A 25,196-nucleotide genomic window follows, 5' to 3' on the forward strand; every position below is an offset into this window, starting at 1 on the left:
GTTCACCCTTTCAGGATAAGATGCCTTTGGATCGGTTTCACAACTAATACCGCATTTTTCACACATGTCACTCTTTCAGAGTCGTAAATATGCTTGAAACATAAACAAACGGTATAAATTTGAGTTTTGTGATCACGCATCCAATTGCCGTGATCACAAATCGAGTAACAATTGCCGCGCAGATTTATGATCTGCCCCGACTCCCACAATGATCCTACGGCATGCCAAAATCAGCGTGGCACAAGCACCCAATAGTCAAGATCCAGCAGAATATCAGAAAGATATTTGCCGTCTGCGCCGCGCAATTCCCCGGCGACCCCTTTTGTTGCGACCAATCGCAACCGTAGGGCACCGACGTTGGGCGCGGTGGTTTCTGCTTTGTCCAAAACCTCGCTCCACGCACGGATCGTATCGCCTGCATAACACGGATTTACATGTGCGCCGCCGTTGATGGCCCCGATGAGTTGTGCATTGGCAAGGCCGTTGAAAGACAGCGCCCGCGCCATTGAAATCACGTGTCCGCCATAAATCAACCGCCGCCCCTCGGGGCGCGCCGTGGTATCAAAATGAACTTTGGCGGTATTTTGCCACAGCCGCGTTGCCAGCATGTGTTCAGCTTCTTCGATGGTTACGCCGTCGACGTGATCGATGACTTCACCGACGGCATAATCCGCCCAGCGATGCGGCTCCCCTGCCAGCGCGAAGTCGTATCCTGTAAAATCCAACCCTTCTGGAATGGGTAAATCAACCGGCGCGACATGATCCACAAGGTCGGGGATCACCGTTTGTGGAGGGGCCGATGCAAGGTCGCGTTTACGCACCATAACCCAGCGCACATAGCTCAACACGGTCTCACCGCGCTGATTTTCGCCGCGAGTACGCACATAAACGACGCCGGATTTCCCGTTGCTATTCTGCTTTACGCCAATGACTTCTGAGGTCGCCGTTAAAGTGTCGCCAGCAAATACTGGCCGCAAGAAACGCCCCTCCGCATAGCCCAAATTGGCGACAGCATTGAGTGAGATGTCAGGCACTGTTTTGCCGAAAACCGAGTGGAACGCGATCAAATCGTCCATCGGCGCTTCACTATACCCAACGCTGCGCGCAAATTCATCCGAGGATTGCACCGCATGGCGGGCGGGATAAAGCGCGTGATAAAGCGCGCGCTCCCCTCCCGAAAGCGTGCGTGGCACCGCGTGGACAATCTCTTGGCCCACGGCATAATCCTCAAAAAAGCGCCCAGCGTTGGTTTTGCTCATTGCTGGCCGAGTTTCATGTCGGGAGTATAGGGCGTATCGACCTCTTTTGTGACCCCTTGACCACAACGCATAACACCGTTTGCCGCATCAAATGCATAGGTTGGGCTGCCGTAAAGCTCCCATCCTTTGCTCAGCGCCAGCGAGACTTTGTGACAAAAGGCCGAAGTGTCTTCTTCGGTTAGGAGGCGATAAATTTTCATCCGTAGGTTCCTAGAAACGGGCTGTATCCAAGCCAAATGTGAATGCCAGAAATGATGCCATAGAGGATCAGTGTGATAAAGACGGTGCGGATATCTTTGTTAATTGGGCCAGCCATTGGCCGTGCCCAGACACCCTCGGCGCGGTTGATGAGAATCATTTGCACCAACGCCCAAATCCCCATTCCGCCGAATAAAACAACTGATGCATAGTCGCCGTTGACCAATAGATGGGCAAAACTCCAGACAACAACGCCCCACAACATTGGGTGACGGATTTTACTAGCGGTAACGCCCTTGGCGCTCCCAGCCCCAAATAGGAAAATGGAAACAAGCATCAGAAGGTTATTCGCGTGCCCCATACCCGCCATCGGCGTGTAAACTGGGATAATTGACGCGCTGCGATAGCCAATAACCATGGCAACAATGCCAAGCAATGCGGCCACCGCAACGCCGCCTTTGGCCTTGTCGCCCAATTTGGCGCGCAGAGCGGGATGTAAGCGTTTAAAAAAGTGGGCAATGATCCAGAGCGCGAGGCCAAGGTAAAGTAAAGTCATGAAAATCTCCAAAAGCTGCGCCGACACGCAATGTAAATCCGCTTCACATTGCCTTTATTCTTGGGCCTCTGCAATGGCCTTCGCTTGAGAAATAATTTGGCGTGCAGTAACCACATGGAGGTTCTCCACAATTTTCCCATCTACGACCGCAACGCCCTGCCCCACTGCCTCGGCGGTCTCATAGGCCTCAATTTGGCGATTTGCCAAGTCGACCTCCGCAGCGCTAGGCGAGAAAACCCTGTTCGCGGTGGCGAGTTGTGCAGGATGTATGAGAGTCTTTCCGTCAAATCCAAGATCGCGCCCCTGCTCACACTCAAGTGCAAGACCGGCGTCATCCTTGAAAGCGTTATAGACGCCATCAATGGCGATCACCCCATGCGCGCGCGCCGCCAGAAGGGCCGATTGAAGGGCCCCCATGAGTGGCAATCGGTCCGCCCGAAAACGACATCGAAGTTCCTTGGCGAGATCGTTTGTGCCCATGACAAACCCTTCAAGGGCGGGGTGCGCCGCAATTTCTTCGGCGTTCAAAATGCCCTTCGGCGTCTCGATCATGGCCCACACTGGGATGTCTGGCAACGCGAAATTCACGTTCGAAATATCCGCCGCATTTTCGACTTTTGGCAATAAAACCGCATCGAAATCCATTGTTTTAAGAGCTTCAATATCAGCTTTACCCCACTCCGTTTCCGCTCCGTTAATGCGCACGATGCGCAATCGGCTCCCATACCCGCCTTGTGTCAAAGCTTTGCGTAGGACGGCCCTTGCCGTTTCTTTCTCGTCAGGAGCCACGGCATCTTCAAGGTCAAAGATAATGGCATCGGTCTCCAGTCCTCGCGCTTTTTCCAAGGCGCGTTCCTTGGAAGCTGGGATATATAAAACGGAGCGGGTAAGAGAGGTTTCTACTGGCATGCTATAATTGTCCTCGCAATATTGTTGCGCAATCAATCCCCATACCGCATCAAATGACAAGGGAAAAATTGCCGCGGTGCAGAATTTTACCCATCGAGACTTCACAGCAGACGAAATTAACCTTTTAAAAAGGATCACAGTACGGCGGCTTAACCACTTATTTGCTAAGCTAATGCAAGCTGTTTCCAACGTTGGGCATTAGGAGGTCCGTCAGGCATGGCCGCCAAAACGACGGAACGAAACGACCCGACCCCTGCAACCACACGGGCAAAGCCCCTGCCGCCAGAACCTCTCTGGATTGGCCCGGCATAGGGTTTAGCACCTTTTGAAAAAGGAAGAGAAACATGAAGAATCAGTTTTTAACACTTACTCTTGCCGTTGGTGCGATGTTGATCGTTGCACAAGGCGCACAGGCACAACAACGCGTAAATTGCGGCGACCGGATAGCAATTGTTGACCGGCTTGCAAATAAGTACGGCGAGACCCGCCAAAGCATAGGATTGGGCGCAAATAACGCAGTTGTCGAAGTTTTCGCCAGCCAGACGTCCGGCACTTGGACCATTACGGTGACGATGGCCAACGGAAAGACATGCCTTGTCGCGTCCGGCCAAGCCTTCGAAACCATGAACGAAGATCTCGCGTCCCTCACTGGTGACGAAGTTTGATAATCTAAACCAAACTGTCCCAAATGAGTTTGCCGCCAGTAATGAGCAAAAAGACATAAGTCACGCGGAAGAATAGTGTTTCGGGCATCTTGCGGTGGCCGATGACACCCAAATACACGCCCAAAAATGCAACGGGTGCCAGATAGGCAACCGCAACCGCCGTTTCCTTGGTAAACATCCCAAGCATGTAGTACGGCGGAAATTTCATCAAGTTTATAGCCCAAAATACAATGACGGTCGTCGCTTGAAATTCTGTTTTGTTCATATTTTTGGACAACAGATAAACAGCTGCGGGAGGTCCGCCTGCATGACTGATGAAACTTGTAAAACCCGAGACAGCGCCAGCGAGATACCCCTTCCATTTAGGCATCTCTTTCGTGGAAATTCGCAACAACCCGGTCGAGCGCGACACTTGATAAACGACGAATCCGACGGCAACCATTCCAATCAAAAACTTAAACACATTTGGGTTCGCCACACCAAACAAGGCCCCACCAATCGCGATTCCAGGGAGTGATCCGAGGATCATAATCTTGGCCGTGGCCCAATTCCATTTCCCCCAAAATGCTTTCAAAGCTCCCAAGTCCATCAACATCAAAAGAGGCAACATAAGCCCGACCGCTTGCCCAGGCGTGAGAATCAGCGCCAGTAATGGAGTCGCAGCAAAGGCCGCCCCACTGCCGAATCCCCCCTTGGAAATCCCCGCAAACAACACCGCAGGTACCGCAAATGCGAAAAATGTTGGGTCCAGTTCCATGTTGTCTCCGAATGAAATGCGCATGTTTTAGCACGGTTACCTGCACCTTTATATGGTTGTTAGCGCTATCTAAACCCTCAAAGTTCCCCCCTGCCGCAGTGCTGCACCCTTGCGTGATGCTCCGCAAATGGATAGGCAAATGGCGGATTAAACAGACCAAGGATCAATTTCATGGCTAGACCCAAAATCGCACTTATCGGCTCAGGGCAAATCGGCGGCACGCTCGCTCACCTTGCTGCAATGAAAGAACTGGGCGACGTCGTCCTTTTCGACATCGCAGACGGAACGCCCCAAGGCAAAGCTCTCGACATCGCAGAATCCGGCCCCTCCGAGGGTTTTGATGCGGCCATGTCTGGCACCACAGATTACGCAGATATCGCAGGCGCGGACGTTTGCATCGTCACCGCTGGTGTCGCACGCAAACCCGGCATGAGCCGTGACGACCTTTTGGGCATCAACCTCAAGGTTATGAAATCCGTCGGCGAAGGCATTGCAAAACACGCGCCAAACGCATTCGTCATCTGTATCACAAACCCGCTTGATGCGATGGTTTGGGCACTGCGCGAATTCTCTGGTCTTCCGCACCACAAAGTTTGCGGCATGGCGGGCGTTCTTGACTCCGCACGTTTCCGCCACTTCCTTTCAGCGGAGTTCAACGTCTCCATGCGCGACGTGACAGCTTTTGTTTTGGGTGGACACGGCGATACAATGGTTCCGCTCATTCGGTATTCAACCGTTGCTGGCATCCCTTTGCCCGACCTCATCAAAATGGGTTGGACAACACAAGAAAAGCTCGACGCGATCGTCCAACGCACCCGTGATGGTGGCGCCGAAATCGTCGGTCTTTTGAAAACTGGCTCCGCGTTCTACGCGCCAGCAACTTCCGCAATTGAAATGGCTGAAGCCTACCTCAAGGACCAAAAACGTCTACTGCCTTGCGCGGCCTACGTTGATGGCGCGTTTGGCCTCAATGGTTTCTATGTTGGGGTTCCGACCGTGATCGGCGCGGGCGGCATTGAACGCATTGCCGACATTCAGTTGACCAAAGAAGAGCAAGAAATGTTCGACAGCTCAGTCAATGCGGTCAAAGGTTTGGTTGCAGCATGTAAAGAGATCGACCCTTCCCTCGCTTAAGACTTTAAGGGAAATGAATGCGAAAAGGGCTGGGGAGACTCAGCCCTTTTTCTATTTTCTCACTCCCCATACATCTCCGCGCGCCGCGACACGCGCACGCAATTGATCTAGAAGTGGTGCGATTTTTTTGTCGAAATGCTGGGTGGTAAGATCAACAACCTCATTCGAAAACTGCGTATTTAGCGCCTGCGGAATCTGCAGATCTAACATGCGCAGCATTCCCTCGCCCGTTAAAACCTCTGCGCGTTCGGGCGAAATATACGTCACTTCGTTTTGAAGCTTAGCAAGGTTTGCTGGATCGCCGCATGTTTGCGCCGCCAAGTAAATCTGCCGCAACCTTTTCCCACGATAGTTATTCCGCACGTATTCTGGGCCTTTTTCTGCACGCCGAAGCAGTTTGCTCGCCCAATGCAACGGCGTCAAACCATCAAAATGAAGCAGGTAGGCGTTGTCGTCCTCGAAGGATTTTGGAATACTTCTTTCCTTGACGGGGCCGATCCTTGGGTTGTGAAGCGTTAGGGCATACCCTCGGCCGGTTCTCACACAAGCTTTACCGACCAAATGCCCCGTGAAACCACCCTCGGTGAGTGGCCTTTCGGACGGAAGCACATGTAGTCCCAGAAATCGCCCGTCAAAAAGCCCTTCAGCACGACCAGCAAAACGCCGCCTTTCCCATGGCCGGAGTTTTATCCAGCCCGCAGACTCGGGGACTGTGGTCAAAATGTCCGCGAATCGACCCTCACACCACAAAAACTCATCGGCATCGATATTTAGCAACCATGCGGCGCGAGTCGTCTTGGCTGCCAGATCGGCATTCAGGGTTTGGCGGCGCGTATGTCGCGCAGGAGGTTTTTTCATCCCGTGTTGGACTTGCCAATAGGCGGCGTCACACAAGGCGACATGACAAGCCGGATGCGCAGCCAAAACCGCTTCAAGCTCCGCGTCCGGCGTATCCAAATAGACGAAAATCTCACTTGCCCCATGCGTGAGATGATGGGCGACATTCGCCAAAACCAATTCACTCGGCTCGCTCACGGTTATTACAACGGCCCATTTAGACGCGAAATCTTCTGTTTTCATTCATCAATCCTTCTGGCGACCCTTAAATTACACATTTACCACCTCTCGAATCCACCACAAGCATTCTCGGCTTCCGCATTTTGTGATCACACCAATTATTGGTGTGATCACAAAATGGCGAAAATTCCCTATATTGCATCCAAATGTAATGAAAACCGTTTATTTACACCTTACATGCGTGTTTAGGTACTTAGGAACGTAGCATTAAGATTGGATTCTTTCATGAATATTCATGAGTATCAGGCCAAAGCCCTTCTTCGCAGCTTTGGCGCACCTGTGTCAGATGGGCGTGTCGTCCTCAAAGCTGAAGATGCGAAAACCGCCGCAGGCGAACTCGACGGCCCTCTTTGGGTAGTAAAAGCGCAAATCCACGCAGGTGGACGCGGCAAAGGTAAATTCAAAGAAGAGTCCGCAGGCCCCGCTGGCGGTGTACGTCTCACCAAATCTGTGGCCGAGGCCGCTGCAGAAGCCGCAAAAATGCTTGGACGCACTTTGGTCACGCACCAAACTGGCCCAGCCGGCAAACAAGTCAACCGTATCTACATCGAAGATGGCTCTGGCATTGAAACTGAGCTGTACCTTGCGTTGCTCGTTGATCGCCAAACATCGCGTATCTCCTTCGTTTGCTCCACCGAAGGCGGCATGGACATCGAAGAAGTCGCTGCAGCGACCCCTGAAAAAATCCTCTCCTTCTCGGTTGATCCGGCAACGGGTTACCAAAGCTTCCACGGCCGCCGTGTTGCTTTCACCCTCGGCCTTAAGGGCGCGCAGGTTAAGCAATGTGTCGGTCTGATGGGGCTGCTCTATAAAGCTTTCGTTGAGAAAGACATGGAGATGCTGGAAATCAACCCGCTGATCGTTACCGACAGCGGCGACCTTAAAGTGCTCGATGCGAAAGTCTCGTTTGACGGCAATGCTTTGTATCGCCACGCCGATATCATCGCATTGCGCGACGAAAGCGAAGAAGACGCCAAAGAGCTTGAAGCCTCGAAATACGATCTCAACTACATCGCCCTCGACGGCGAAATCGGCTGTATGGTCAACGGCGCGGGTCTGGCGATGGCGACAATGGACATCATCAAACTCTACGGTGCTGAGCCTGCAAACTTCCTTGATGTTGGCGGCGGCGCGACCAAAGAGAAAGTCACCGAAGCCTTCAAAATCATCACGTCCGATCCCAACGTCAAAGGCATCCTTGTGAACATCTTTGGCGGTATCATGCGCTGTGATGTGATCGCTGAGGGCGTGATTGCTGCCGTGAAAGAAGTGGGCCTCAAGGTTCCATTGGTTGTTCGCCTCGAAGGCACAAACGTGGCCGAAGGCAAAGCAATCATCAACAACTCCGACGTGGACGTAATAGCCGCCGACGACCTCAAAGATGGCGCACAGAAAATCGTCAAAGCGGTGAAGGGCTAAAATCATGGCAGTACTCGTAAACGAAAATACCAAAGTCATCTGTCAGGGTCTTACTGGCTCGCAGGGCACTTTTCACACCGAACAAGCCATCGCATATGGCACGAAAATGGTTGGCGGCGTCACTCCGGGCAAGGGTGGGCAATCCCACTTGAACCTGCCTGTGTTCAACTCCGTCCACGAAGCGCGTCACATCACTGGGGCCAACGCCTCCGTGATCTATGTGCCGCCCCCCTTCGCGGCAGATTCGATCCTAGAGGCGATCGACGCCGAGATGGAACTCATCATTTGTATCACTGAGGGCATCCCTGTTCTCGATATGATGCGTGTGAAACGGGCGCTTGAAGGTTCCAAATCGCGTCTCATCGGCCCTAACTGCCCGGGCGTGATTACACCAGATGCGTGTAAAATCGGCATTATGCCCGGTTCGATCCACAAACGTGGTTCCGTCGGTGTTGTTTCCCGCTCAGGCACACTTACATATGAAGCCGTGAAACAAACTTCTGACATCGGCCTCGGCCAATCCACAGCTGTTGGCATCGGTGGTGACCCCATCAAAGGCACAGAGCACATTGACGTGCTGGAAATGTTCCTTGCCGATCCCGAAACGCATTCGATCATCATGATCGGTGAAATCGGTGGTTCCGCAGAAGAAGAAGCGGCGCAATTCCTTGCGGATGAGCGCAAAAAAGGCCGTTGGAAACCAACAGCTGGCTTCATCGCGGGTCGCACAGCCCCTCCCGGCCGCCGTATGGGCCACGCAGGCGCGATTGTTGCCGGTGGTAAAGGCGACGCAGAGAGTAAAATCGAAGCGATGAAAGCCGCTGGAATCATCGTCGCAGATAGCCCCGCCACACTCGGCGAAGCTGTTCTCAAGGCGATCGGCTAACAAAATGGGCCTGCGCGCACCCCTTGCACATTGGGTTGTTCCCGTAGCATTTGCTGCGGGACTTTCCCTAGTTGCGGGTAGCGCGCCGGCCGCCCCCCTCACCGCCCAAGAGGCCGCCGCCACCGCAATTTCGCGCTGCGCAGCCCTCCCAGAAGTGAAGCTCCTCTATTCCACTACCTTGTTGGACGAAGGCTGGCAGCGTGTCGAAAACACAAAAACACTGCCGGATATACTTACTGCAAGCAATCTTATCGCCACGCTTGACCCCGCCGCGACAAAGGCTTCGGTGCAAACAGCGCAATTCCTCACAATGTCGGTGCTCGGTGGGTCCAACTTAGCCCCAAACCAGCCCGTCTATCAGCACGGCGATGTCTTCTTTGCCCCTCTAGGTCTGGAAACAAAAAAACCGTGGTGCGTCCTCGCAGGTCCAAGCTGGCTTGCCATCCTCGCCGAAGAAACCCTTACCCAAACGCTCGTCCCATGGACTGGCTTGCCCGATGTTCCTAGCCGCCACCTTCTGCGCGAAGCCACGGAACGCAGCCGTATCCTGCTGAGCGAAATTGACGTACAAACTGTCACCGATCTTTTAACGCCCATCGAGGAAACCGATGGCGCACCCGCCAAAACTCCCGCGCTCTATGCGGTAAATATCACGATTACAACAACCCCCATGTCACTCGGAAAGCTATCAGAATGACCGACCAAAGCTCTAACGACCAGTTCCACGCGTCCTCCTTCCTTCAAGGCCATAACGCGGAATACATTGAGCAACTTTACGCGCAATTTGCCAAAGACCCGACGGCTGTTGATACGGCTTGGCAGGCGTTTTTTGCGGGTTTAGGCGACAACGGCGATGATGTCGTTGCAGAAGCTTCTGGCCCGAGCTGGGCACGTGCCGATTGGCCTCCGATCCCACATGATGACCTCACGCAAGCACTCGACGGTCAATGGGCCGCTGAACCCGAAGCTGCGGGTGCGAAAATCAAAAGTAAGGCCGCCGAAAAGGGTGTGGAAGTCTCCGACGATCAACTAAAACAAGCCGTTCTCGATAGTATCCGCGCGTTGATGGTTATCCGCGCTTATCGCATCCGTGGCCACCTTGCGGCGGACCTAGACCCCCTTGGCATGACCGACACCACGACCCATCCTGAACTCGATCCAAAAACCTATGGCTTCCTTGAGGCCGACATGGACCGCCCGATCTTTATCGACAATGTTCTCGGACTTGAGATCGCGTCGATGCGCCAGATCATCGATATCGTCAAACGGACATATTGCGGCACGTTTGCGCTGCAATACATGCACATTTCCAACCCCGAAGAAGCAGGCTGGCTCAAGGAACGGATCGAAGGCTACGGCAAAGAAATCCAGTTCACCCGCGAAGGGCGCAAAGCCATTCTCAACAAGCTGGTTGAGGCCGAGGGTTTTGAAAAATTCCTGCACGTAAAATACATGGGCACCAAACGGTTTGGTCTGGATGGTGGCGAAAGCTTGATCCCCGCGATGGAGCAGATCATCAAACGCGGCGGCTCGCTGGGCGTCAAAGACATCGTGATCGGCATGCCCCACCGTGGTCGTCTATCCGTTCTGTGTAATGTGATGAGCAAACCATACCGCGCGATTTTCAATGAGTTTCAGGGCGGCAGCTATAAACCAGAAGACGTCGACGGTTCTGGCGATGTGAAATACCACCTTGGCGCATCTTCGGACCGCGAGTTTGATGGCAACACGGTTCACCTCTCGTTGACCGCAAATCCAAGCCACCTTGAGGCCGTGAACCCCGTCGTCTTGGGCAAAGTGCGCGCCAAGCAGGCGCAAATGAAGGATGTCAATCGTACCGAATCCTTGCCGATCCTTCTGCACGGCGACGCGGCCTTTGCGGGCCAAGGTGTTGTGGCGGAATGTTTCGGTCTGTCTGGTCTTGTGGGCCACAAAACTGGCGGCACAATCCACATCGTTGTGAACAACCAAATTGGCTTTACAACCGCGCCGCATTTTAGCCGGTCAAGCCCCTACCCCACGGATATTGCCTTGATGGTTGAGGCGCCGATTTTCCACGTGAACGGCGACGATCCCGAGGCGGTTGTTCATGCAGCCAAAGTTGCCACTGAATTCCGCCAAAAGTTCCACAAAGACGTGGTCCTCGATATATTCTGCTATCGTCGTTTTGGGCACAACGAGGGCGACGAGCCCATGTTCACCAACCCGATCATGTACAAGCGGATCAAAAAACAAAAGACCACTTTGCAGCTCTATACAGAGCGCTTGGTCAAAGACGGCTTGATCCCCGAAGGCGAAATTGAGGATATGAAAGCGAGTTTCCAAGCCTATCTGAATGCCGAATTTGAAGCTGGCAATGATTACAAACCGAACAAAGCCGACTGGCTTGACGGGCGCTGGAAGCACCTCAACGCGCAAAAAGAAACCTATCAGCGTGGGAAAACGGCAGTGTCTCCCAAAGTCTTTGCCGAAGTTGGCAAGGCGATCTCAACCGTTCCAGATGGGTTTCCAGTCCATAAAACAGTGGCACGCTTGATGGAAGCCAAGGCCAAAATGGTTGAAACTGGCAAAGGGATCGACTGGGCCACAGGCGAAGCGTTCGCATTTGGCTCGCTTGAGGTCGAAGGATACCCCGTGCGCCTTTCAGGCCAAGACGTGATGCGTGGCACCTTCAGCCAACGTCACTCGGGTATCGTAAACCAAGATACCGAAGAGCGCTATTTCCCGCTCAATCACATCCGCGAAGGCCAAGCACATTTTGATGTCATCGACTCGATGCTGTCCGAATACGCCGTGCTGGGGTTTGAATATGGCTACTCACTGGCCGAACCCAATGCACTTGTGGCTTGGGAAGCGCAATTTGGCGATTTTGCCAATGGTGCGCAAATCATGATCGACCAGTTCATCTCGTCTGGTGAGAGCAAGTGGTTGCGCATGTCGGGCCTCGTGATGTTGTTGCCGCACGGATACGAAGGCCAAGGCCCCGAGCACAGCTCAGCCCGCCTTGAGCGTTTCTTGCAAATGTGCGGACAGGACAACTGGATCGTCGCCAACTGTACGACCCCAGCCAACTATTTCCACATACTGCGCCGCCAAATGCACCGCAGCTTCCGCAAGCCGCTGGTATTGATGACACCGAAATCACTGCTGCGCCACAAACTCGCGGTATCAACCGTCGAAGATTTCACGACAGGAAGCTCCTTCCACCGTGTTCTTTGGGATGACGCGCAAAAAGGCAATAGCGATACAACCTTGGCAGCAGACGATAAAATCAAACGCGTTGTCATGTGCTCAGGCAAGGTCTACTTCGACCTCCTCGAAGAGCGTGATGCCCGTGGAATCGACGACATTTACCTGATGCGTGTCGAACAATTCTACCCCTTCCCCGCCAAATCTTTGGTGAATGAGTTGAAACGGTTCGAAAACGCGGACGTTATCTGGTGCCAAGAAGAGCCAAAAAACCAAGGCGCTTGGACCTTCATGGAACCCAATATCGAATGGGTCCTCGGACGCATCAAAGCAAAACATCGCCGTCCCGTATATGCAGGACGCGCCACCGCGGCCAGCCCTGCGACGGGCCTCGCCTCTCAACATAAAGCTCAACAAGCGGCGCTCATCAACGAAGCGCTCACACTGCAAGGATAAGCTATCATGTCCACAGAAGTCCGTGTCCCCACTCTGGGCGAAAGCGTCACCGAAGCCACCGTCGCCACATGGTTCAAAAAGCCAGGCGACGCGGTTGCCGTCGATGAAATGCTCTGCGAACTGGAAACCGACAAGGTAACCGTCGAAGTCGCCGCGAGCGCTGCCGGTACTATGGAATCCATCATTGCCGCCGAAGGGGAAACCGTTGGCGTTGATGCACTCCTCGCAACAATCGATACAGGAGCTGGCGCGGCAAGTGCCCCCGCAGCAAAATCCGCAGCACCCGAAGCCGCGCCAACGGCGTCAAAACCCGCGTCAGAACCGACAACAAGCGTTGATGTCATGGTCCCTACCCTTGGCGAATCCGTAACCGAAGCAACCGTATCCACATGGTTCAAAAAGGTCGGAGACACTGTTGCTCAAGATGAAATGCTTTGTGAACTCGAAACCGACAAAGTTTCCGTCGAAGTTTCTGCGCCTGCATCAGGTGTCTTGAGCGAAATCCTTGCACCTGAAGGCACCACTGTCGACGCGAAGGCCAAGCTCGCCGTTATCGGCGGAAACGGCGCATCTTCTGCTGCTCCCGCCGCCGCGGCAACTGCACCGGCCGCAACCGCCGGCAAAAGCATCGAGGACGCCCCGAGTGCAAAAAAACTTATGGCCGAGAACAACCTTTCTGAAGGCTCCGTGCAAGGCACTGGCCGCGATGGCCGCGTCATGAAAGATGACGTGCAAAAGGCACTGGCATCAGATTCGGCCGTTACCGCTCCATCTGCTGCCGCAGCGGCACCGCGCGCGCCAAGTGTCCCTGACGACGCCTCTCGCGAAGAGCGCGTGAAAATGACTCGCCTGCGCCAGACAATCGCGCGTCGCCTAAAAGAGAGCCAGAACACAGCGGCCATGCTGACCACTTATAACGAAGTGGACATGACCGAAGTGATGGCGCTTCGTAACGAATACAAAGACCTGTTCCTGAAAAAGCATGGCGTCAAGCTGGGCTTCATGTCCTTCTTCACCAAGGCATGCTGTCACGCCCTGAAGGAAATCCCAGAGGTCAACGCAGAGATCGATGGCACAGATGTCGTCTACAAAAACTTTGTGCACATGGGTATTGCAGCGGGCACCCCAACAGGTCTTGTTGTTCCAGTAATCCGTGACGCAGATGCCATGTCATTTGCTGAAATCGAAAAGGCCATCGCCGAAAAAGGCGCCCGCGCACGGGATGGAAAACTCTCCATGGCCGAAATGCAGGGTGGCACGTTCACGATCTCAAACGGCGGCGTCTATGGCTCGCTTATGTCCTCGCCCATCCTCAACCCGCCCCAAGCTGGCATCCTCGGCATGCACAAAATCCAAGACCGCCCCATGGCGATCAACGGACAAGTTGTCATTCGCCCGATGATGTATCTCGCGCTGTCTTACGACCACCGCATTGTGGACGGAAAAGGCGCAGTGACTTTCCTTGTGCGTGTTAAAGAAGCCCTCGAAGATCCCCGTCGCTTGTTGATGGATCTGTAAATTCAGACCGCCCCCGCTTCTCAAAGAGCGGGGGCGTCCGAACCACAAAGTAGGCCGCAAAGATGACCCCAGAACTTACCGCTCTTGCCCTCGCTGGCCTCGTGCAAAGCGCACAATACTTTTCCTATATGATCGCAGGGCAGCGCCAACTTGGTCGCAACGTCGCAATGGGGACGCGCGATAACGCGCCCGACTTGTCTGGAAATGCGGCCCGTATCAAACGCGCGCTGGACAACCATTTTGAGGGGCTGGTTATGTTCACCCTCGCTGTGGTTGTTGTCACGCTCGGCAATCAATCCTCCGTTCTCACGGCAACTTGCGCGTATATCTACGTCGTCGCGCGCATCTTATATGTGTTTTGCTATGTTTACGGGCTGACGCCTTGGCGAAGCTATGTTTGGTTCGCGGGCCTCGTTGCGACCATTATGATGATTATCGCAGCACTCATTCCCTAAACCCCTACATTCCAAACTTAAACCGCTTAAGCTTGGCCAGAAACACACTTTAGATTATTGAAATTCCTACCCAAGGAGAGACCCATGGCACATTATGATGCGATCGTTATCGGCAGCGGCCCCGGCGGCTATGTCTGCGCTATCCGCCTTGCCCAACTCGGCTTGAAAACTGCTTGCGTCGAGGGCCGCGACACACTCGGAGGCACCTGCCTCAATGTGGGCTGTATCCCCTCCAAGGCCCTATTGCATTCCAGCCACATGCTGCACGAAGCCGAACACAACTTCACAAAAATGGGCCTCATGGGAAAATCCCCTTCGGTCGATTGGCCCAAAATGAAGGCCTATAAAGAAGACGTTGTCAGCCAAAACACTAAAGGCATCGAGTTTCTATTTAAGAAGAACAAAATCGACTGGATCAAAGGTTGGGGCAGCATCCCCGCCGCAGGCCAAGTCAAAGTTGGCGACGAGGTTCACACAGCGACATCTATCGTCATCGCAACGGGATCCGAAGCCAGCAGCCTACGCGGCGTTGAAGTCGACGAGAAACGGATTGTCACATCAACTGGCGCGCTCGATTTAGCCAAAATCCCGCGCTCCATGGTTGTGATTGGCGCTGGCGTCATCGGGCTTGAGTTGGGGTCGGTTTACGCCCGCCTTGGCACCGAAGTGACCGTGATCGAGTTCCTCGACGAAATCACACCCGGCATGGATAAAGACGTACAGAAAACGTTGAAACGGATTCTCAGCAAACAAGGGCTGAACTTCATTATGGGCGCCGCAGTTCAAAACGTTGAAGCGACCAAAACCAAGGCAAAAGTCACCTACAAACTGCGCAAAGACGACAGTGAAGTGAGCCTTGATGCAGACGTCGTTTTGGTTGCAACGGGCCGTCGTCCTTATGTCGACAATCTTGGCTTTGAAGCCCTCGGTGGCAAAATGACGGAACGCGGACAAATCGCGACAGGCACCCATTGGGATACAAATATTGATGGTATTTATGCCATTGGCGATGTCATCGAAGGACCCATGCTGGCCCATAAAGCCGAAGACGAAGGTATGGCCGTCGCTGAGCAAATCGCAGGAAAATCAGGCCACGTGAATTACAACGTGATCCCCGGCGTGATCTACACGAGCCCCGAAGTGGCCAGCGTTGGCGCGACGGAACAGGTCCTGAAAGAACAAGGCGTAAACTACAAAGTCGGGAAGTTCTCGTTCATGGGGAATGCCCGCGCCAAGGCCGTTTTCCAAGGCGAAGGTTTCGTAAAAATCCTTGCCGACAAAGACACCGACCGCGTTTTGGGCGCCCATATCATCGGCCCCGCCGCTGGCGACATGATCCACGAGATTTGTATTGCTATGGAGTTTGGTGCCAGTGCTCAAGACATCGCGCTCACGTGCCATGCGCACCCAACCTACTCCGAAGCTGTGCGCGAAGCCGCACTGGCCTGTGGTGATGGCCCTATCCACGCCTAATCCGATGTACCCCGTCAATCAAAAAGGCAGCCCAGTGGCTGCCTTTTTGCGTTCTAAAGGGGACTAAACGTGCGTCTTGACGATATGAAGAGGAATGCTGAAGGACAGGACAAGCCCTTAGGCGCGCAGCCATCTCAGACCGAAGATGGGCAGAATTCGGAAGCCGTCGACCAGACAAGAAAACCGTGATCATCGCCGTCAAAAGGTTAGGACAGAAACCCCCTGCCCCTCCCGAAGATACGCGGTGAAATAAAGGGTGTTTGCCAAGTTTTGCCCCGCAAACAGTACCCCCATAAAAGAAGCATCCGTACTTACGAAAATATTCCGAACAAATACAGAGGGCTGCCGTTTGGGACTTGAACGAATTCGGGTACAATCATAAGGATCGGAAAGGGGCCGAGCGAGCAAGGCTCACCAAAAACCGTTCAGGTCAGCGTTTCGGTCCCAAATGTTCCGCGAGAGAATTGCGCCGGTTGTTTTCAAAATGATAAACAGGCTCTTGGTCATCGAGATAGCGAGGGGGCGGCGCATGAGCGGTTACGTTGTTAGAACAATTTAGAAAGCACGATTTTTGCGCGACGGATACTTGCGTTCAGGCGTGTCACGCAGGGGAGCCAACATGACGCGAAACCGAGGAAGGCGATTCACAACTTCCAGAAACGGGTAACGCACGAGGAGAACAAGCGGCGCAACAGTGGTGAGGAAGGAGGCTTGTCCGGACGTATACCCAAGAAGGTGACTGGCAAACATAATCATCATGCCACCGACCATCTTATCTTTGAGGGCATCTCGGTATATGACGCCTTAGTAAGGCGGGGGTGGCCATCAATATACCTCCGCTTGAAATATGGGTTGGCCACAGCCCAGAAAGGCTGTGGCCGCGCTGCTTAAGAGAAGAGCAAGCCGCCATTTATGTCGACGTTTGCACCCGTGATAAAGGAAGCTTCGTCGGACGCGAGGAATACGGCCAAGTTTGCAACCTCGTCTGGCGTGCCTTCGCGTTTCAAGGGGGTGATGCCAGCGACATGCGTACGCACTTCTGGCTTGGAGAAGATGTTGTGAAAATCAGTGTCGATCATGCCCGGACACAATGCATTCACGCGAACTTTCGGCCCAAGTTCTTTGGCCAAGCCACGGGTCAAGGTTGTCATCGCACCTTTGGACGCCGCATAAACTGCAGCCCCCGGTCCACCACCGTCGCGGCCTGCTTGCGACGCAATCGACACAATGGAAGACCCTTCATTGAGGAACGGAATGACTGCATTTACAGCGAGGAAGAACGACGTTGTGTTCAACTCCATAACCTTGTTCCAGTGCTCCAAAGTCATGTCCGCGATAGAAACACGCTTAACGATCCCGCCAGACACATGCAAAAGTGTATCAACGCTTCCGTAAGCTTCAACGGTCGCCGCAACGAGCGCTTTTACTTCGTTTTGTTTGGTCATGTCGCCTTGCATTGCGAAGGCATTGCCACCCGCTGCTTTGATTTCAGCAACGGCTGAATCTGCACCTTCGGAAGATTGGAAATAGTTGATCGCAACGTTTGCGCCTTCTTTAGCCAAACGCATAACGCAAGCACGACCAATATCGCGTCCGCCGCCAGTTACAATCGCGGTTTTTCCTTTGAGATTCATAGTAAGCTCCTGTTATTCACCCAACATCGGGTGATTCCTTAGGCTTTCGCCAGTTTTTGGATGGTGATTTTAAACGCGTTTTCATCCGCGTCGGTGAAGTAAAAATCGCGATCATACCCTTGATCATCAAGGAAATGGAAAACCCGTTTTGGGGCCTCCATTGAATATGAAACAAGCAAAATTGCTATGCGATGACGTTTTTCCTTGGGGAATTTAACGTGAAGGGCCGTCGAAACAGCAAGCCCGTCATACTCGCTTGGGCCAACATCGGGAAAACCCGTTTTTTCAACATTGCAGCGGAAGCTGGGCCTTCCGAGGTCATATTCGCCATTTGCTTGGCACAGCCAATTTATGTCAACGAACACATAATAGCTGTCACGCACGAAATGGACTTCGCGTTGAACCTTCGTCTCGGAGAGGTTGAAATGCTTATAGGCTTCGGTCGTGTCCCCCTTGATATAAATGTGGTTTTCCCGCTCTTCGGCGAAACCTGCTAGGCAGAACGCATTTTGGTCGCCGTGACTGTGGGAAGCGGAGCCGTAAGGTGAGGACTTAAACACAAATTGAATGTGCTCCTTTGGGTCGCCCAAACGGTGCTGAATGGCGGCGCGGCGCGTATCCGGGCTGTTGGTATAGGCGGGGAAGTCACCCGTTTGTTGAATAAACGGACGCTGGTACAGGTCGATCCCGAAATTGGGTCTCACGAGATTTGCCGCTTCTGTCAAATGGGCCGTGCTCGACATCCAATAATGCGGTCCTTCGGCCCCCCTCCCCGCGTTATCGCCCCAAGGGGTATAGCTGGTCGAAAGGAAATTGATGGAAGGATCGAGCCATTCTTTTGCTTCCGCCCCCTCGCCCCTCATCGTGATACAGGCAGGAATAGGTACGGCGGAAACCCCACACACAGCATGACTGTTGCAGAGAAAAGGCTGAATATTGGCGTGTTTTATAAGGTGGTCCACCGTCTGACGGGTGCGCTCAAGAAGGTGGTGGCGGGCGAAGACACGTTCCTCCTCCGGCGGTAAATCATGCAGCCAGTAAAAGCCCCGAACCAAGGCAACGCTAACGCGAAACGCCCACTCATCGGTATAAGGCCGCGACGTTGTGCTATCAATTTCCCACGGACAGGCCGGTAATTGCCACTCTTTTACCCGCCGCAAGTAGGCGGGGTTTTCAAGAACCTTCCCCGCGATGGCCAAGTGGCGAATGGCATAGACCAATTCTTGGTAATCAATATTGGGTTGGCGCCAAGCAGGCGGCGTGCGTTGATCGTTTTCATAGCGTGAAGGCTCGGCCATGATGTCGTGGTCCATCCCCCCCTTGGCGGACTTTTTAACGAACACATGCCATGAACAATAGCTAAGGTCCTTGGCAACATCCTTCTTGAAGGTCGCTAGAGTTCGCGAATTTGTCCACAACCGAGGGTGGCTCGCTTCCACCCATCCATACCGCACCGTACGGTCAGAAGGCGGCACATTGGTTTGGGCATCAATCACTGTAAACGCACGGATTTTGGACCAGTTCGCCTCAGTCTTACCCGCGGCTTCATCCCAGACATCGAAGCCCCAAAAACAATATCCTGTCTCCAATCCGGTGCCGCGGGTGAAAAACTTCCACGGAAGATTTTCGAAAAACTGTGTCTTATGCGCGATTTCCTCGCCAACCGGCAACCATTTGAATCGGGGCTGATTTTCAGCGAGTTCACCTCCTTGGGTAAAAGTTTCGGGGTCAATCAAACCTTCGGCGTTCCATTTAGAGAAGTTCTTGATGTCTTCTTTGACGCTGTTTTCCATGTAGTCATGACAGATTTGATCATCATTGAGATAAAAATCGTTGTGGGAATCCGCCCCAGATGTGTGGCCGTCCCACATTGTCACAAGGCGCTGCATTTCCTCCCACTCCCGGTTAAAAACGGGGATTTCATCCTTTAGGCCGTTGCTATTGAGAACTTGAGCGCGAAACTCTGTCAAAATCGCATAAATTTCATCGACGTTCCGAGGAGCTTCTAGGCCCAGTTGGTTGAAGCTTTCCTTGAGCGCTTGGCCACCAACAATGTCAGGAGTATCATCCGATGCGAGCATGATATTGAACGCATCTAGGGTCACGTTTGATGCGGCAGCGGTGGCCAATTCAATCGGCCAATTGTCATCATAGACGAATAGTTTTTTGTGGGAAAAAATGTCCAATGTGATCGGTTCTTCCGACGCAAGGTACTCCCCCCCCGCTAAAACAGGACGTGCTGGTCCGATTGCCGTTGACAGCAACGCGGCCCCAACCAAAGTAGTTTTCCGCATATAATTTCCATAATGCTTTGACTTCATTGTTCTTTTACGCCGCCTTTAAAAATACCTTTGTTGAAGGATTTCTGGATGAACGGGTAAACAATCAAAACCATAAGGATCGAGCAGACCATGACCGCGGCATTGACGGCTTCGAACGAAAAGGCGGATGTAAGCAATACAGCCCCGAAGTCATTGTCGGCCTGAAGCTCTACAATAATTTTGCGCATATTGACTTGAAACGACGACTTATCTTCGTCGCGCACCAAGATCATCGCACAGAAAAACCCGTTCCACCGCGCCACAATACAGAACAGACTGATCGTCGCGATTGCCGGTTTTGAAAGCGGGATGAACACTTTCCAAAGCCCTTGGAACTCCTTGGTGCTATCCAAACGTGCCGCTTCCCCAGAGGGAGCAAGGAGTGCCTCAAAAAATTTGCGCAAAAGGGTAATGTTGAAAGCGTTCACCAGCGCCATGTTCAAATAGGCAAATGCTTTGTCGCCGCGAGAGTAAAGGTTCATGTTTTTCTGCAAGTATTTATCCTCACCACAATGAAGCGCGCGAAACGGGTTTGCTGATTGTGGCGGCAGTCGCAACAAGGACAAATGCGACGACAGCGTTGAACAGGCCCGCGGCGGGAGCCGCATCATATTGCGCCCCGGCAAGACCCTGAGGATAAATGAAGCTCGAAATCACATCGGAGATTTCATAAGCCGTGGGTTTATACAGCAGGAAGATGAACTCGAACCAGATCTCAAGAATATTGCCGATCCGAATAATCAACATGACGAGGACTGTTGGCAAAATCGAACTAAAGCCAGCCTCTTGCTAAATACCAGAACGACGGTTGAGATAAAATGCGGCAAATACACAATGGTTTGCGCGGTTTTCTTCAGGCCAGGGATTACGAACTCATTGAAAGCCAGGGCTAAGATGATCGGTATCGGGAAGGCAATCTGGAGGCCGTACATAGGTTTGCACAAGAAAATCAGAAACCAGATGACCGTGGGCGCAAGCAGCAGATATATTTGCCATTTCCGCCGCATGTGAAGACAAACCCACATCGCATTTTCAGAGAGTCGTCGCATAGGCCGCCCCCTCTGTGTGTTTTTAGGGAGGCCGATGGCACGGCCCGTTTTTATACCAAAAACTTTGATCCGAGACGTATCGACATAGAGTGCTTTGAGATGGGGAGTTTCCCCATGCGTTTGAACTTTGGGCACGAAGGAAACATCGTCAACTTGCGAATGCAAAAGCGCTTCAGAGCCCAAGGTTTCTACCGAATCCAACGCAATTGGCATGGCTACACCACCACTGTTTTGCCCAATGCGCCCATTGCACATAACGACGATACGATCCGCCGAAGTTATGGCTTCGGCCTGATCGTGCGTCACGTATATGGAGGTCGCGTCAAGACGTTTGTGAAGCTGTTTAAGCTCGGCGCGCATTTGTGTCCGCAGCTTGGCGTCCAGATTTGACCGAGTTTCATCAAACAGAGAAACTTCTGGGCGGTGAACGATTGCACGCCCCATCGCAAAGGGGTGTCTTTGCCCCCCAGAGAGGTCCGCAGGCCGCCTCTCAAGGTCCTCGGTCAACCCAAGTGTCTCGCCAACAGCAACGACGGGTTCCTTACTTTCGCCCTTTGGAATTTTATAAATTTCGAGGCCAAACGCGATATTTTCAGCCACAATTGGGTTGGGGTAGAGCGCAGAGTTTTGGATAACCATCGCCGCAGCGCGATCCTTGGATTTGACCTTCAAATCAGTCCCGTGAACTGCTTGTATGGCGCCAAATTTCTCGACGATTTTGTTTAGTTGAACACCTAACAAATCTGCCTCCCAAACAACTCGTCGATTTCTATCGCCAACCTGCGCGGTAATTTTCACCCGTCTGGATCATCCTAGCGTTGCTACGCTTCTGGACGCATTTCAGGGTTCGGCGTTTGAAAAAACATAGCGCCCAGCCTTACAACCTTCAATACAAATATTTACAAATATTCCGAAAGGAGTGAGGAAAACTCAATTCTCAATATTTTAACGAACAAAAACAACGTGATGAAAATCTCAACCCGAACACCACCAACCAAATATTGCTACAACTACGCTCCTTATTAAATGAATTTATAAATATGCGGCTGTAATTTTACAAATAAACAACCGTATAGCATCTCATGGATGCCTCCTATCCGGCGTTCGAAGAAATAGCCCAAAGCTGATTCGAACATTCCCAAATTCTTACAAATATATGAATCGAGGGGAAGGCCGCTAACTCGCCAATAGGCGCAACCCTTGGGTCACATCGGTGCGAATGGCCAGACGCAAGCCTGGCTCATCTCCCGCACGCAGAGCCGCAACAATAAGACGGTGATTTCTTGGCGTCTCGGTACGGCGTAATTTCCCGTAGAGGGCGCGCATCGTTGGTCCAAGTTGAAGCCAAACAGTTTCCGTCATCGCCAAGATAGCAGGCGCCTGAGCACGCAAATAAAGCGTTCGATGGAATTCCAAGTTGGTGCGAATATAGCCAACAGCATCCTGTTTTGCGATATGTTCGGCGATCGAAACATTGATGGTCTGCAACCGTTCTATCAAGGCCATATGCGCGCGTGGAAGGGCGCGACTTGATAATTCAGGCTCCAACAGCGCCCGCAATGCTGCCAATTCTTCGATTCGTTCGTTTGACAACTCAGGCGTTGAAATCCGCCCAGAGGAGGACAGCGTCAACGCGCCCTCTGCCACCAAACGCCGCGCGGCCTCCCGAACAGGGGTCATCGACACGCCATATTCCGCCCCCAAACCCCGCAAGGTTAGCGACTGACCGGGCGCAAGTTCGCCATGCATAATCTTCGCCCGTAGGTGGCGATAGATTTGCTCGTGGAGGGCGTCATTTTGGCGGCTGTTTGTCTGCATAAAACCAATGTGATCACAAAACAGATCTACGTCAATCCGTGAAACGAAACTGATGCAATTCTTCGCCGTGAACACGCAGCCAATTGCGGGCGTCTTTATGGTCGGGAAAAATTCGCTCGACAACGGCCCAAAAATCAGCGGAATGGTTCATCTCTAAGCGGTGGGCCACCTCATGCGCCGCGACATAGCGCAATACGTAGGGTGGGGCCATAACGAGGCGCCAGCTGTACATCAATTTTCCATCGTGTGCGCAAGATCCCCACCGAGACCGTGTGTCGCGCAAGGAAATTCGCCCTAAGCTCACCCCCAAGTCGTGGGCGAATCCTTCGCTGGCCTCGGTCAAATCAACGCGCGCAGCAAGTTTTAGGAAGCTCGCGACCCGAATAGGCACCTTTTGCGACTCCATCGGCACATATATGGCCCCATCGACGAATTTTGCAGCCCGCCCCCTGCCCTCAACGATGGGAATCTTGGCCCCACGGAACCACACCCAGCCGCCAATTTCGGGCACCAAATTTTCAGGACGCGCCACAAGATGGCCGCGAATCCAGTCCGCTTTTTCATATGCAAAAGCAATGGCTTCCCGCTCTTTTGCCCGCTTGGGCATCGTCAACGTCACCCGCCCGTCAAGGCGCGAAACACGCAGACTGAGCCTCTTGGCCTGCGCTGAGCGACGCAGAGTTACTTCAAGCTGAGGCTCGCCAGGTAATAATAGGCGGTCCATCGCCCCTCCAAGTTAACAAATCGTTTCACACTTCGTAAAAGTGTACGAGAAAAACCGCTTCTTACCCCTACAATCTTTAAAAGCCTTTGACACCCTATCCATGTTGTGGCAGTTGGCTTCAACTCTGAAATTCTAGATAGCTTGAAGGGGACAACCATGCCCAAAGAAGAATGGGGTATTAAACGTGTTTGCCCAACGACCGGCAAGCGGTTTTACGACCTAAACAATAAACCAATCATTAGCCCTTACACGGGTGAAGAAGTTGTTATCGACACCTCGTCGAAAGCACGCACCATGATGGCGGATAAGGCCGATGCTGAAACCGCGTCCAAAGATGCCGAAAAAGAAGAAGTTGTCGTTCTAGAGGATGATGATGATGAAGTTGAGGAAGTTGATCTCGAAGATGACTTCATTGAGGACGACGACGATGACGACACTGTGCCTCTCGACGAGATCGCAGATGTCGCGGCGCCTGACGACGACAATTAATCTTTTGCGCGGGGATTTTTTCCCTTGATCTCCTCCCCGCGCTTGCCTAAACAGCACTTCGCAACACCTAGTTGCAGGATGGGGCCTTAGCTCAGTTGGTAGAGCGCTTGCATGGCATGCAAGAGGTCAGCGGTTCGATTCCGCTAGGCTCCACCATCCAATCAGAATCGCCCTATATTACTGCAAGTTGCTGCTTTTAAAGCGATATCTATCCAGCCTGCTACAGAAGAGTGTTACAGTGGCAGTTTTAAAAAACATGGCCGGACACCCAAGATTATATCGCCGCAACGCCACCTATTATCACCGAGCAGCTATTCCAAAAGACATTGCCAACACCTACCCCAAAGCAGAAGAAACCTTCTCGCTCGGCGCAACAGATCACCGAGAGGCCGTTCGAATTGGCCCCATCGTATCTTCGCTGTCCCCCGATCAGATACAGGCCATCAAGGGCACCTACTTCCACTATCGTCTAGAAGAGGACGACGAGTCTCGCATCACAGGGTTCAAAGGTGAAGTAGACCGTAATGAGCGCTTTCATTTTGAAACCGCACATGAAGAGTGTAACGAGAAGGTCTCACAAGCGCTGACAGACACCCGCAACTCCTTTGAAGAATATGACGATACCGAAACGTAAACACTATGCACGAGGTGATCAGGCTACGTTCTTTCGCAGCGAGGCTGAAGACGTGCTTTAATGGGACGGAGTTGCGATCAAGTTAACAGCAGAGTCCACGTCTTGGCCTCTCCTTATTCGCGCCATTCAGGAGGCTGATAGCGGCAAATCAACTGGAGCCGTTTTGAGTGCGCCAAGCATCGCCACAATATTTGCTCTAGGCAGTGTCGCACTTGCGGAGCTTCCGCGGTTCACCTCAATTATTTTACCCGCACTTGTATGGAGCACAACATGGCACCCCCAACCTGCAGCAGTGGTTCCTGAAAGTACTGCTCCGTCCGCATAAGCCACGGCTCTTTGTTCTGCCAGAGCAGTTTCTTTATGTTTAATCATATCGTTTCCTTACTTATTTCAATGTTTTATGGCGTGTCCGCAGATCGTTTTGGGACAAGTTTGTGAGATCAATCGGGAAACATCAGAGGTGGTCCTAAGTTTTCGACCAGTTTGCAGCCTAGTTAAGGTGGATCAGGGTTTCATGTCAGGCTGCTACTCTCATTGGTTCTGTTTTGTTGGCATAGGCCTCGTCGGGGGGCGAGA

Annotated in this window: 26 protein-coding genes and 1 tRNA gene; 12 read left to right on the forward strand and 15 right to left on the reverse strand. The window is 52.8% G+C overall.

Annotation, left to right across the window (positions count from 1 at the left end; all coding sequences use genetic code 11):
* Positions 1-230 precede the first annotated feature (230 nt).
* From AB9F27_RS18360 to AB9F27_RS18375, 4 genes are read right to left on the reverse strand one after another with little or no spacing between them, the layout of a single operon-like run.
* Entirely contained in the window at positions 231-1,259 is a 1,029-nt protein-coding gene (locus AB9F27_RS18360) for a MaoC family dehydratase (RefSeq protein ID WP_335584117.1), read from the reverse strand.
* Positions 1,256-1,459, reverse strand: a complete 204-nt coding sequence (locus AB9F27_RS18365) for a DUF1737 domain-containing protein (protein WP_039001416.1) — start codon at positions 1,457-1,459, stop codon at positions 1,256-1,258. Before AB9F27_RS18365 ends, AB9F27_RS18360 begins: the two co-directional genes overlap by 4 nt.
* Positions 1,456-2,013: an NnrU family protein gene (locus AB9F27_RS18370; RefSeq protein WP_335584118.1), complete on the reverse strand. Its 558-nt coding sequence runs from the start codon at positions 2,011-2,013 to the stop codon at positions 1,456-1,458. The genes AB9F27_RS18365 and AB9F27_RS18370 overlap by 4 nt, the downstream gene beginning before the upstream one ends.
* Before the next feature lie 54 nt (positions 2,014-2,067).
* Positions 2,068-2,922 (reverse strand): CoA ester lyase, encoded by an 855-nt coding sequence (locus AB9F27_RS18375; protein WP_335584119.1) that lies wholly within the window; start codon positions 2,920-2,922, stop codon positions 2,068-2,070.
* A gap of 344 nt (positions 2,923-3,266) precedes the next feature.
* On the opposite strand from AB9F27_RS18375, the gene AB9F27_RS18380 reads away from it, so the two are divergent.
* A complete protein-coding gene (locus AB9F27_RS18380) occupies positions 3,267-3,587 on the forward strand; it encodes a hypothetical protein (RefSeq protein WP_335584120.1) in 321 nt (106 codons plus the stop codon).
* 4 nt (positions 3,588-3,591) lie between these two features.
* Here the strand turns inward: AB9F27_RS18380 and AB9F27_RS18385 are convergent, their stop codons facing one another.
* On the reverse strand, positions 3,592-4,344 hold the full coding sequence (locus AB9F27_RS18385) for a sulfite exporter TauE/SafE family protein (protein ID WP_335584121.1): 753 nt from the start codon (positions 4,342-4,344) through the stop codon (positions 3,592-3,594).
* Positions 4,345-4,515: 171 nt separating this feature from the next.
* On the opposite strand from AB9F27_RS18385, the gene mdh reads away from it, so the two are divergent.
* Positions 4,516-5,478 carry a malate dehydrogenase gene (gene mdh / locus AB9F27_RS18390; protein ID WP_039001421.1) on the forward strand — a complete coding sequence of 321 codons (963 nt, stop codon included), beginning with the start codon at positions 4,516-4,518 and terminating at the stop codon, positions 5,476-5,478.
* Between the two features lie 51 nt (positions 5,479-5,529).
* On the opposite strand, the gene AB9F27_RS18395 is transcribed toward mdh, so the two are convergent.
* A complete protein-coding gene (locus AB9F27_RS18395) occupies positions 5,530-6,558 on the reverse strand; it encodes a glycosyltransferase family 2 protein (RefSeq protein WP_335584122.1) in 1,029 nt (342 codons plus the stop codon).
* 222 nt (positions 6,559-6,780) lie between these two features.
* On the opposite strand from AB9F27_RS18395, the gene sucC reads away from it, so the two are divergent.
* The 7 genes from sucC (at position 6,781) to lpdA (ending at position 15,951) form a co-directional block, all read left to right on the forward strand.
* Positions 6,781-7,974 (forward strand): ADP-forming succinate--CoA ligase subunit beta, encoded by a 1,194-nt coding sequence (gene sucC, locus AB9F27_RS18400; RefSeq protein WP_335584123.1) that lies wholly within the window; start codon positions 6,781-6,783, stop codon positions 7,972-7,974.
* Between the two features lie 4 nt (positions 7,975-7,978).
* A complete protein-coding gene (sucD, locus tag AB9F27_RS18405) occupies positions 7,979-8,860 on the forward strand; it encodes a succinate--CoA ligase subunit alpha (RefSeq protein WP_039001423.1) in 882 nt (293 codons plus the stop codon).
* 4 nt (positions 8,861-8,864) lie between these two features.
* The gene (locus tag AB9F27_RS18410) at positions 8,865-9,557 is read left to right on the forward strand and encodes a hypothetical protein (protein WP_335584124.1); all 693 of its coding nucleotides are present in this window, start codon (positions 8,865-8,867) and stop codon (positions 9,555-9,557) included.
* Positions 9,554-12,505 carry a 2-oxoglutarate dehydrogenase E1 component gene (locus AB9F27_RS18415; RefSeq protein WP_369757995.1) on the forward strand — a complete coding sequence of 984 codons (2,952 nt, stop codon included), beginning with the start codon at positions 9,554-9,556 and terminating at the stop codon, positions 12,503-12,505. The genes AB9F27_RS18410 and AB9F27_RS18415 overlap by 4 nt, the downstream gene beginning before the upstream one ends.
* 6 nt (positions 12,506-12,511) lie before the next feature.
* Complete coding sequence (gene odhB, locus AB9F27_RS18420; protein WP_335584125.1) at positions 12,512-14,023, forward strand: 2-oxoglutarate dehydrogenase complex dihydrolipoyllysine-residue succinyltransferase; 1,512 nt, start codon at positions 12,512-12,514, stop codon at positions 14,021-14,023.
* A gap of 62 nt (positions 14,024-14,085) precedes the next feature.
* Positions 14,086-14,478 (forward strand): MAPEG family protein, encoded by a 393-nt coding sequence (locus AB9F27_RS18425; protein ID WP_335584126.1) that lies wholly within the window; start codon positions 14,086-14,088, stop codon positions 14,476-14,478.
* 84 nt (positions 14,479-14,562) lie between these two features.
* Positions 14,563-15,951, forward strand: coding sequence for a dihydrolipoyl dehydrogenase (gene lpdA, locus AB9F27_RS18430; protein ID WP_335584127.1), 1,389 nt, complete (start codon positions 14,563-14,565; stop codon positions 15,949-15,951).
* Between the two features lie 555 nt (positions 15,952-16,506).
* Here lpdA and AB9F27_RS18435 read toward each other — a convergent pair.
* From AB9F27_RS18435 to AB9F27_RS18470, 8 genes are all read right to left on the reverse strand, one after another.
* Complete coding sequence (locus AB9F27_RS18435) at positions 16,507-16,710, reverse strand: hypothetical protein (RefSeq protein ID WP_335584128.1); 204 nt, start codon at positions 16,708-16,710, stop codon at positions 16,507-16,509.
* A 128-nt stretch (positions 16,711-16,838) separates the two neighbouring features.
* Positions 16,839-17,585, reverse strand: coding sequence for a glucose 1-dehydrogenase (locus AB9F27_RS18440; protein ID WP_335584129.1), 747 nt, complete (start codon positions 17,583-17,585; stop codon positions 16,839-16,841).
* Between the two features lie 38 nt (positions 17,586-17,623).
* Complete coding sequence (locus AB9F27_RS18445; protein WP_335584130.1) at positions 17,624-19,879, reverse strand: hypothetical protein; 2,256 nt, start codon at positions 19,877-19,879, stop codon at positions 17,624-17,626.
* Between the two features lie 23 nt (positions 19,880-19,902).
* Positions 19,903-20,388: an ABC transporter permease subunit gene (locus AB9F27_RS18450; RefSeq protein ID WP_335584131.1), complete on the reverse strand. Its 486-nt coding sequence runs from the start codon at positions 20,386-20,388 to the stop codon at positions 19,903-19,905.
* Positions 20,389-20,410: 22 nt separating this feature from the next.
* Positions 20,411-20,653, reverse strand: coding sequence for a hypothetical protein (locus AB9F27_RS18455; protein WP_335584132.1), 243 nt, complete (start codon positions 20,651-20,653; stop codon positions 20,411-20,413).
* Positions 20,647-21,696 (reverse strand): ATP-binding cassette domain-containing protein, encoded by a 1,050-nt coding sequence (locus AB9F27_RS18460; RefSeq protein WP_335584133.1) that lies wholly within the window; start codon positions 21,694-21,696, stop codon positions 20,647-20,649. The genes AB9F27_RS18455 and AB9F27_RS18460 overlap by 7 nt, the downstream gene beginning before the upstream one ends.
* Before the next feature lie 435 nt (positions 21,697-22,131).
* On the reverse strand, positions 22,132-22,773 hold the full coding sequence (locus AB9F27_RS18465; RefSeq protein ID WP_039001435.1) for a GntR family transcriptional regulator: 642 nt from the start codon (positions 22,771-22,773) through the stop codon (positions 22,132-22,134).
* 31 nt (positions 22,774-22,804) lie between these two features.
* Complete coding sequence (locus tag AB9F27_RS18470; protein WP_335584134.1) at positions 22,805-23,497, reverse strand: SprT family zinc-dependent metalloprotease; 693 nt, start codon at positions 23,495-23,497, stop codon at positions 22,805-22,807.
* A 156-nt stretch (positions 23,498-23,653) separates the two neighbouring features.
* Here AB9F27_RS18470 and AB9F27_RS18475 point away from each other — a divergent pair, with 156 nt between their 5' ends.
* The 3 genes from AB9F27_RS18475 (at position 23,654) to AB9F27_RS18485 (ending at position 24,620) form a co-directional block, all read left to right on the forward strand.
* A complete protein-coding gene (locus tag AB9F27_RS18475) occupies positions 23,654-23,986 on the forward strand; it encodes a TIGR02300 family protein (RefSeq protein WP_335584135.1) in 333 nt (110 codons plus the stop codon).
* An 80-nt stretch (positions 23,987-24,066) separates the two neighbouring features.
* Positions 24,067-24,142 (forward strand) — tRNA-Ala (locus AB9F27_RS18480).
* Positions 24,143-24,224: 82 nt separating this feature from the next.
* Positions 24,225-24,620 (forward strand): DUF6538 domain-containing protein, encoded by a 396-nt coding sequence (locus AB9F27_RS18485; RefSeq protein ID WP_335584136.1) that lies wholly within the window; start codon positions 24,225-24,227, stop codon positions 24,618-24,620.
* 126 nt (positions 24,621-24,746) lie between these two features.
* On the opposite strand, the gene AB9F27_RS18490 is transcribed toward AB9F27_RS18485, so the two are convergent.
* The gene (locus tag AB9F27_RS18490) at positions 24,747-24,992 is read right to left on the reverse strand and encodes a hypothetical protein (protein ID WP_335584137.1); all 246 of its coding nucleotides are present in this window, start codon (positions 24,990-24,992) and stop codon (positions 24,747-24,749) included.
* Between the last annotated feature and the right edge of the window lie 204 nt (positions 24,993-25,196).

The sequence above is a fragment of the Falsihalocynthiibacter sp. CO-5D18 genome (assembly GCF_041205445.1).
GTDB classification, from domain to species: Bacteria; Pseudomonadota; Alphaproteobacteria; order Rhodobacterales; family Rhodobacteraceae; genus Falsihalocynthiibacter; species Falsihalocynthiibacter arcticus.

Excerpts from the sequence above, each read along its gene's own strand:
- AB9F27_RS18360 (WP_335584117.1), bottom strand. The coding sequence starts at position 1,259 with ATGAGCAAAACCAACGCTGGGCGCTTTTTTGAGGATTATGCCGTGGGC.
- AB9F27_RS18365 (WP_039001416.1), bottom strand. The coding sequence starts at position 1,459 with ATGAAAATTTATCGCCTCCTAACCGAAGAAGACACTTCGGCCTTTTGT.
- AB9F27_RS18370 (WP_335584118.1), bottom strand. The coding sequence starts at position 2,013 with ATGACTTTACTTTACCTTGGCCTCGCGCTCTGGATCATTGCCCACTTT.
- AB9F27_RS18375 (WP_335584119.1), bottom strand. The coding sequence starts at position 2,922 with ATGCCAGTAGAAACCTCTCTTACCCGCTCCGTTTTATATATCCCAGCT.
- AB9F27_RS18380 (WP_335584120.1), top strand. The coding sequence starts at position 3,267 with ATGAAGAATCAGTTTTTAACACTTACTCTTGCCGTTGGTGCGATGTTG.
- AB9F27_RS18385 (WP_335584121.1), bottom strand. The coding sequence starts at position 4,344 with ATGGAACTGGACCCAACATTTTTCGCATTTGCGGTACCTGCGGTGTTG.
- mdh (WP_039001421.1), top strand. The coding sequence starts at position 4,516 with ATGGCTAGACCCAAAATCGCACTTATCGGCTCAGGGCAAATCGGCGGC.
- AB9F27_RS18395 (WP_335584122.1), bottom strand. The coding sequence starts at position 6,558 with ATGAAAACAGAAGATTTCGCGTCTAAATGGGCCGTTGTAATAACCGTG.
- sucC (WP_335584123.1), top strand. The coding sequence starts at position 6,781 with ATGAATATTCATGAGTATCAGGCCAAAGCCCTTCTTCGCAGCTTTGGC.
- sucD (WP_039001423.1), top strand. The coding sequence starts at position 7,979 with ATGGCAGTACTCGTAAACGAAAATACCAAAGTCATCTGTCAGGGTCTT.
- AB9F27_RS18410 (WP_335584124.1), top strand. The coding sequence starts at position 8,865 with ATGGGCCTGCGCGCACCCCTTGCACATTGGGTTGTTCCCGTAGCATTT.
- AB9F27_RS18415 (WP_369757995.1), top strand. The coding sequence starts at position 9,554 with ATGACCGACCAAAGCTCTAACGACCAGTTCCACGCGTCCTCCTTCCTT.
- odhB (WP_335584125.1), top strand. The coding sequence starts at position 12,512 with ATGTCCACAGAAGTCCGTGTCCCCACTCTGGGCGAAAGCGTCACCGAA.
- AB9F27_RS18425 (WP_335584126.1), top strand. The coding sequence starts at position 14,086 with ATGACCCCAGAACTTACCGCTCTTGCCCTCGCTGGCCTCGTGCAAAGC.
- lpdA (WP_335584127.1), top strand. The coding sequence starts at position 14,563 with ATGGCACATTATGATGCGATCGTTATCGGCAGCGGCCCCGGCGGCTAT.
- AB9F27_RS18435 (WP_335584128.1), bottom strand. The coding sequence starts at position 16,710 with ATGATGATTATGTTTGCCAGTCACCTTCTTGGGTATACGTCCGGACAA.
- AB9F27_RS18440 (WP_335584129.1), bottom strand. The coding sequence starts at position 17,585 with ATGAATCTCAAAGGAAAAACCGCGATTGTAACTGGCGGCGGACGCGAT.
- AB9F27_RS18445 (WP_335584130.1), bottom strand. The coding sequence starts at position 19,879 with ATGCGGAAAACTACTTTGGTTGGGGCCGCGTTGCTGTCAACGGCAATC.
- AB9F27_RS18450 (WP_335584131.1), bottom strand. The coding sequence starts at position 20,388 with ATGAACCTTTACTCTCGCGGCGACAAAGCATTTGCCTATTTGAACATG.
- AB9F27_RS18455 (WP_335584132.1), bottom strand. The coding sequence starts at position 20,653 with ATGTTGATTATTCGGATCGGCAATATTCTTGAGATCTGGTTCGAGTTC.
- AB9F27_RS18465 (WP_039001435.1), bottom strand. The coding sequence starts at position 22,773 with ATGCAGACAAACAGCCGCCAAAATGACGCCCTCCACGAGCAAATCTAT.
- AB9F27_RS18470 (WP_335584134.1), bottom strand. The coding sequence starts at position 23,497 with ATGGACCGCCTATTATTACCTGGCGAGCCTCAGCTTGAAGTAACTCTG.
- AB9F27_RS18475 (WP_335584135.1), top strand. The coding sequence starts at position 23,654 with ATGCCCAAAGAAGAATGGGGTATTAAACGTGTTTGCCCAACGACCGGC.
- AB9F27_RS18490 (WP_335584137.1), bottom strand. The coding sequence starts at position 24,992 with ATGATTAAACATAAAGAAACTGCTCTGGCAGAACAAAGAGCCGTGGCT.